Genomic DNA, 5087 nt, shown 5'->3' on the forward strand with positions numbered 1-5087 from the left:
CACGGCGGGCGCCGCGCGCAGCGCGCGGGCCTCCTGCGCCTGGCCCTGCATCTGCTGCAGCTGCAGCTCGACCTTCTCCAGCTCGGCGGGCGCGGTCTTCAGCGTGCGCAGGGCTGGCGCGAGCAGGATGCTCCAGGCGAGCAACAGGCCGAGCAGCGCACCGACGCTGCCCAGTGCGAGGCGCTCGCGCTCGCCCAGAGCCTGCCATTGCGACAGCGCCTGGGCCTTGGCATGGCGAAGGCGGGTGGTGAGCTCATTGCCACTGGCGGAATTGCGGAAACTGGCCATCAGCTGCGTCCCTGCGGCGAGGCACGGCTGATGGTCAGCTTGCCCTCGCTCGCATCCAGTTGCCAGCCTTCGCTGCGCAGCTGGGTGCGGAAATTGTCGATCTGGGCGGGAGCCCAGCCCTGGGCCGACACGGTCAGCCGGCCGGGCTCGAACGCCAGGGCGTCGGTGGGCGGGCGGTCGCCGGGCCACGCCAGCGCTGCGGCACCGAGCAAGGCTTCGAAGTCCTGCTCGCCGATGCTGCCGGCGCCAGCACGCAGCAGGTCCAGTTGCTTCTGCATCTGCACCGGTGCGTCGAGGATGGCACGCACCTGAGGGAAGGCGCCGGTCAACGTTGCGGTGAGGGCCTCGCGGCGCGCAGCCAGTTCGCGGTGCTGGTGCCAGGCCCACAGGTTGAGGCCCAGCACCTGCACCAGCACCAGGCCGACCAGGCCATAGCGCACTGGGCGCCAGGGCTTTCGCATCAGCGCGCGGCTCACGAGGCGCAGTGCGCGTATGCCGCGGGCGCGCGGCGCGAGGTCGAACTGACGCAGATTCCAAGCATTGTCGACAACGGCCAGCGCGCGCTGGGCCGGCGTCTGCACGGTGACGGCGGTGCCCAGCCAGCGCTCGGCGACGGTGGCGACAGCGGGCGTGGCCGTCCATTGCGCGGCCTGTACGAGGCCGGGCGGGAAGAACTGTCGTGCCAGGCCGCCATCCAGCGGCAGCGTCGCGACGCCCTCAGCGTGGCTCCAGCGCAAGGCGATGCCGGCCGCCTCGCGCTCGTCCTGGGCCTCGAAGAAGTGTCCGCGCGCCAGATCGTCCGGCCAGGACAGCGGCGCGACACGATCGATGAAGATCTGCGCGGCCTCGAGCTGGGCGAGGTGATCGGCCAGCCAGGGCCTGGACGTGACGGCGACCCAGGCGCTGTCGCCACCCAGTGCATCGGGCTCGAGCGCGAAGTGCAGGGCCTCGGGTTCGTCGAGCAGGACCTCCTCGAGCTTGCCGGCCAAGGCGGCGCGCATCTGGCGGCCGGCGCGCGGCAGCTCGACGCGACGCCAGCTGACGTCGGACTCAGCAAGGACGGCGATGACACTATCCGCCGCTGGCAGGGCGGTCGCGGCAGCGCGACCTTCGGCGCCGATCTCGCGGCCGTCGGGCGTGAGCACATAGTCGTACTCGTGCGGGGCATCGGCGCGTACCGGCTCGGGCACGGCCCGGCCCGGTGCGCGAAGGCGCGTCCGTGGGGGCAGGAACAGCAGCAGGGTGCTCATGGGGAGGGCTCAGGCGCGGCGCATTCTAGGAGGGGTGAAAGGGAGCATCCCGTCCGGGGCGGCGTGGCGGGGCCCCGCGATGGGTGGCGTGGGCCTCGAAGGGCGGTTTCGGGGGGCATCACCGGTCCAGCAACTGGTTGATGCGCTCGCGCGCCAGCACGACCATGTTCAGCTCGCGGCGCTCGACCAGCGAACGCTGCTCCAACTGGCGCTCGTCCAGGCGCAGCCGGCCGGTGACGACGAAGAAGGACGAGGTCACCGACGCGCGGCTGGTGGTGGCCTGGGCCAGCGCGGTGGCTGGCAGATAGGCGGCAGCGTCGTTGGCCAAGTCCTGCAACGGCTTGGCCTTGCGGCTCTGCACGAGGCGCTCGGCCGTGGCCAGGTCGACATCGTCGAACAGCGCCGCGATAACCTCGCGCGGTGCGGTGTTCAAGTTGACGGGCGTGGCTTTGGGCAGCAACACGACATAAGGCTGCAGGCGCTGAAGCGTGTCGGGGTCCAGGCCGAACCAGGCCAACTGGTCCAGACCGGCCGGTTGCAGTGGCCCGCTGCCGCTGGGGGTGCCGCTGGGGCTGCCGGTGTCGGGCTGGCCGGCGCCGCTGGCCGCCGTGGGGAAGGCCTCGCGAAGGCCGGCGATGATGACCGCGGCCGTGCCGGGGGGCACGTTGACCTGGCTGCACAGCCGCTCCAGCACCCGCTGCTCCAGCTCGGGCACCTTGGGGCCGCCCAGCAGGGCGCGCAGGTTGTAGCGGCTCTGGGCGTCCTCGATGCTGCCGGACAGGAAGGCCTCGGGGCCATCGTCGCTGGTGGTGGAGCGGTCGGCCGCCAGGAAGGTGGACAGCCGGGCCTCAGCCAGCGGCACAGCCCAGGGCTCGCCGAGGTGGTCGACGGGCTTGTTGCGATTCTGCTTGGCATCCTCAAGCAGGATGAGGCGCGCCCAGTCCAGCGCGCCCTGCAGGATCCAGGCGCTCTGCGCGCGGGCGCGATCCGCGGCCTCGATCTGCACGGCACGGTACTGCTGCCAGACCATGCCCGCCGCCAGGCTCGCGATCAACGTGACGATGATCATCGCGGTCAGCAGCGCCGCGCCGCGTTGGAAGCGTCTCATCGGACCGTGACCTCCAGCTCGCGCGTCAGCGAGCCGCTCAGGCCGCTGCCCTCGGCGAACTGCACTGCAATGCGCAAGCCTGCCGGCGTCGGGTTGGTACTCTTCACGGGGCCGGCGGTGTCGCCGGCGCTGCCGGTGGACTGGCAGTTGCTCCAGGCATTGCCCCAATAGCAGTAGAACTGCCAGGCGGCCACGCCGTCGAAGGCGCGCAACGCCGGGTTGCGCTCGGCCAACTGCTGCAGGCCGCGCTGGCGCTGGTCCTCCAGGTCCTGCATGGTGCGCAGGGCCGGGCTCTCCCAGCGCCACAGGCTGCCTTCACGCAGGCTCCAGACGACGACCTGCAGACCGCCTGTGGCCTGGCGGGTCAGCACGAGGTTGCCGCCGTCGAAGGCCAAGGGCTGCACGGCGCCGTGGCTGTCCTGCAGCACGCGCAGGTCGGCCTCCCACTGCGCCAGCACAGTCTGCAGCCGGGCGGTCTGGGTCAGGTGGGCCTGGGCGATCTCGCGGCTCCGGACAAGGGCGTCGATGCCGCGCCAGGCCATGGCCGCCATCGTCGCCATGACGACGAGGGCCACCAGTACCTCGACCAGCGTGAAGCCCCGGGCTTTCACGAGAACTTGCCCATGATGGTGGTCAAAGTCAGCACCGGCTGGCCCTGGTCGTCGGCGATGTCGGCGTCGATGCGACGGAACAGCGGGTTGGGCGTCGGGCTGACCCGCAGCTTGCCGACATAGGTGTGACCAAGCTGCTCGCAGCCGAAGGCGGACTCGCCGATGTCGGGGAACTGCTGGGTCAGACGCAACTCGGTCAACTGGTTCTCGGCACACCACTGTGCGGCGCTGACCTGGGTCAGGCGCTCGGCGTTGCTGGTCAGCGCCCCCGCCGCCTTGATGCCTGCGCCGAGCGCGATGGCAACGATGACGAGGGCGACCAGCACCTCGATCAGCGTGAAGCCGCGCTGCCTGATCATGGGGTGACGATGTCGAAGGGCGAGAGGCCGTCGGTGCCGAGCACCAGATGCTGGCCGCCGAGCTGCAGGCGCAGGCGCTGGGCCGGGATGAGGGGCTCAGGACCGAGGATGAGTCCAGGATGGGCGGCCGTGGCGTTATCGATGCTGACGGCCACCGGTTCGCTCAGCCAGCGCGTCGGCAACTGGATGGTACGGGGCAGGCCCTCGAAGCGGAAGTCGTCGCCGGTCTTCAGGCCCTTCGGGATCCAGCGCACAAGCAGGCCGGAGGCGCGGCTTTCGGCGCGCGCCGTTTCCAGCAACGCCGCCAGGCGCTGGGCTTCACGCTGCAGTTGCAGCTCGGCGGGGTCGCGCAGGGCCAGCGAGATCGTCGCGCTCGTGATGGCGATGAGCGCCACCACGACGAGGAGTTCGATCAGTGTGAAGCCGGCGTGGCGGCCAGGACGACTGCGGGCGGCGTGCTCGCGGGCGGAGGGCACAAGATCACTGCCAGGAGCCGATGTCGGCGTCACGGCCCTCGCCGCCAGCGCGCCCGTCGGCGCCAAAGCTGTAGACGTCGACCTCGCCCTTCACGCCGGGATTGGCGTACTGGTAGGGCTGGCCCCAAGGGTCGTTGGGCAGCTTGTCGAGGTAGGGCTTCCAGTTCGGAGGCGGCGTGCCGGCGGTGGGCTTGTGCACGAGCGCGTCCAGGCCCTGCTCGGCGCTGGGGTAGCGCTGGTTGTCGAGCTTGTACATCTTGAGGGCCTGCATCAGGTTGTTGACGTCGGTGCGGGCGGCGGTGACGCGGGCGTCCTCGGCGCGATCCAGCACGTTGGGCACGACCAGGGCCGCGAGCACGCCGATGATGACGAGCACGACCAGCAGTTCGATGAGCGTGAAGCCGCGGGCGACGGCGCTGGCAAGGGGGGAGCGACGCATGTCTGGGAGCGTGGGGCGCGGAAGCAGCGGTGAGCGGGCCATCATAATGGGCCGATGCTTGCTCGATTGATGGCGTTTTCGGCGTGGCTGCTGCTCGGCGGCTCGGTGGCCTACTGGGGCCTGCAGCTGTTTGCGCGGCCGTTGGCCACGCCGGCGTCGGTGCTGCCGGCGGGTGAAGCCCGCTCGGCGCGGGTCGACCTCAGCCGGTTGCTGGGCGCGACGGCGTCCGATGCCGTGCCGGCGCCGGACGTGGCCGTCTCGACGAGGCTGCGCCTGCTCGGCGTCGTTGCGCCCAAGAGTGCCCGGGCGGCCGAGGCTGGCGAGGGCGTGGCGTTGATCGAGGTGGATGGCGTCGCACGTACGGTGCGTGTGGGCGCCATCGTCGATGGCGAACTGCGTCTGCTGCGCGTGGATGCCCGCAGCGCCAGCCTGGGGTTGACCGGCCAGACTCCCGTCCAAGTCCTGGAGATCAGCCCGCCTGCCGAGCCGGCGACTGGGGCGCTGCCACCTGCCGCGCCGTCGCCTGTCGTACTGGGGGGCAATCCGAACGCCGGCG

General features: G+C 71.1%; 8 protein-coding genes. 1 reads left to right on the top strand and 7 read right to left on the bottom strand.

What is annotated here, in order from left to right; all coding sequences use genetic code 11:
* The 7 genes from gspM to gspG form a co-directional block, all read right to left on the bottom strand.
* On the bottom strand, window positions 1-288 hold a 288-nt coding region (gspM, locus tag VGF12_RS08215), incomplete at its 3' end, for a type II secretion system protein GspM (RefSeq protein WP_331175546.1).
* Window positions 288-1538, bottom strand: coding sequence for a type II secretion system protein GspL (gene gspL, locus VGF12_RS08220; RefSeq protein ID WP_331175547.1), 1251 nt, complete (start codon window positions 1536-1538; stop codon window positions 288-290). The genes gspM and gspL, both read right to left, overlap by 1 nt.
* 118 nt (window positions 1539-1656) lie before the next feature.
* Window positions 1657-2646 (bottom strand): type II secretion system minor pseudopilin GspK, encoded by a 990-nt coding sequence (gspK, locus tag VGF12_RS08225; RefSeq protein WP_331175548.1) that lies wholly within the window; start codon window positions 2644-2646, stop codon window positions 1657-1659.
* On the bottom strand, window positions 2643-3257 hold the full coding sequence (locus VGF12_RS08230) for a prepilin-type N-terminal cleavage/methylation domain-containing protein (RefSeq protein WP_331175549.1): 615 nt from the start codon (window positions 3255-3257) through the stop codon (window positions 2643-2645). The genes gspK and VGF12_RS08230 overlap by 4 nt, the downstream gene beginning before the upstream one ends.
* Window positions 3254-3616 (bottom strand): type II secretion system minor pseudopilin GspI, encoded by a 363-nt coding sequence (gene gspI, locus VGF12_RS08235; protein ID WP_331175550.1) that lies wholly within the window; start codon window positions 3614-3616, stop codon window positions 3254-3256. The genes VGF12_RS08230 and gspI overlap by 4 nt, the downstream gene beginning before the upstream one ends.
* Window positions 3613-4092: a pilus assembly FimT family protein gene (locus tag VGF12_RS08240; RefSeq protein ID WP_331175551.1), complete on the bottom strand. Its 480-nt coding sequence runs from the start codon at window positions 4090-4092 to the stop codon at window positions 3613-3615. Before VGF12_RS08240 ends, gspI begins: the two co-directional genes overlap by 4 nt.
* 4 nt (window positions 4093-4096) lie before the next feature.
* Window positions 4097-4531, bottom strand: coding sequence for a type II secretion system major pseudopilin GspG (gene gspG / locus VGF12_RS08245; protein ID WP_331175552.1), 435 nt, complete (start codon window positions 4529-4531; stop codon window positions 4097-4099).
* Between the two features lie 54 nt (window positions 4532-4585).
* Here gspG and VGF12_RS08250 point away from each other — a divergent pair.
* Window positions 4586-5087: hypothetical protein (locus tag VGF12_RS08250; RefSeq protein WP_331175553.1), on the top strand; the 502-nt coding region annotated here is incomplete at its 3' end.

It is taken from the genome of Roseateles sp., assembly GCF_036404855.1.
GTDB lineage: Bacteria > Pseudomonadota > Gammaproteobacteria > Burkholderiales > Burkholderiaceae_C > Pelomonas.

Excerpts from the sequence above, each read along its gene's own strand:
- gspI (WP_331175550.1), bottom strand. The coding sequence starts at position 3,616 with ATGATCAGGCAGCGCGGCTTCACGCTGATCGAGGTGCTGGTCGCCCTC.
- gspK (WP_331175548.1), bottom strand. The coding sequence starts at position 2,646 with ATGAGACGCTTCCAACGCGGCGCGGCGCTGCTGACCGCGATGATCATC.
- gspG (WP_331175552.1), bottom strand. The coding sequence starts at position 4,531 with ATGCGTCGCTCCCCCCTTGCCAGCGCCGTCGCCCGCGGCTTCACGCTC.
- gspL (WP_331175547.1), bottom strand. The coding sequence starts at position 1,538 with ATGAGCACCCTGCTGCTGTTCCTGCCCCCACGGACGCGCCTTCGCGCA.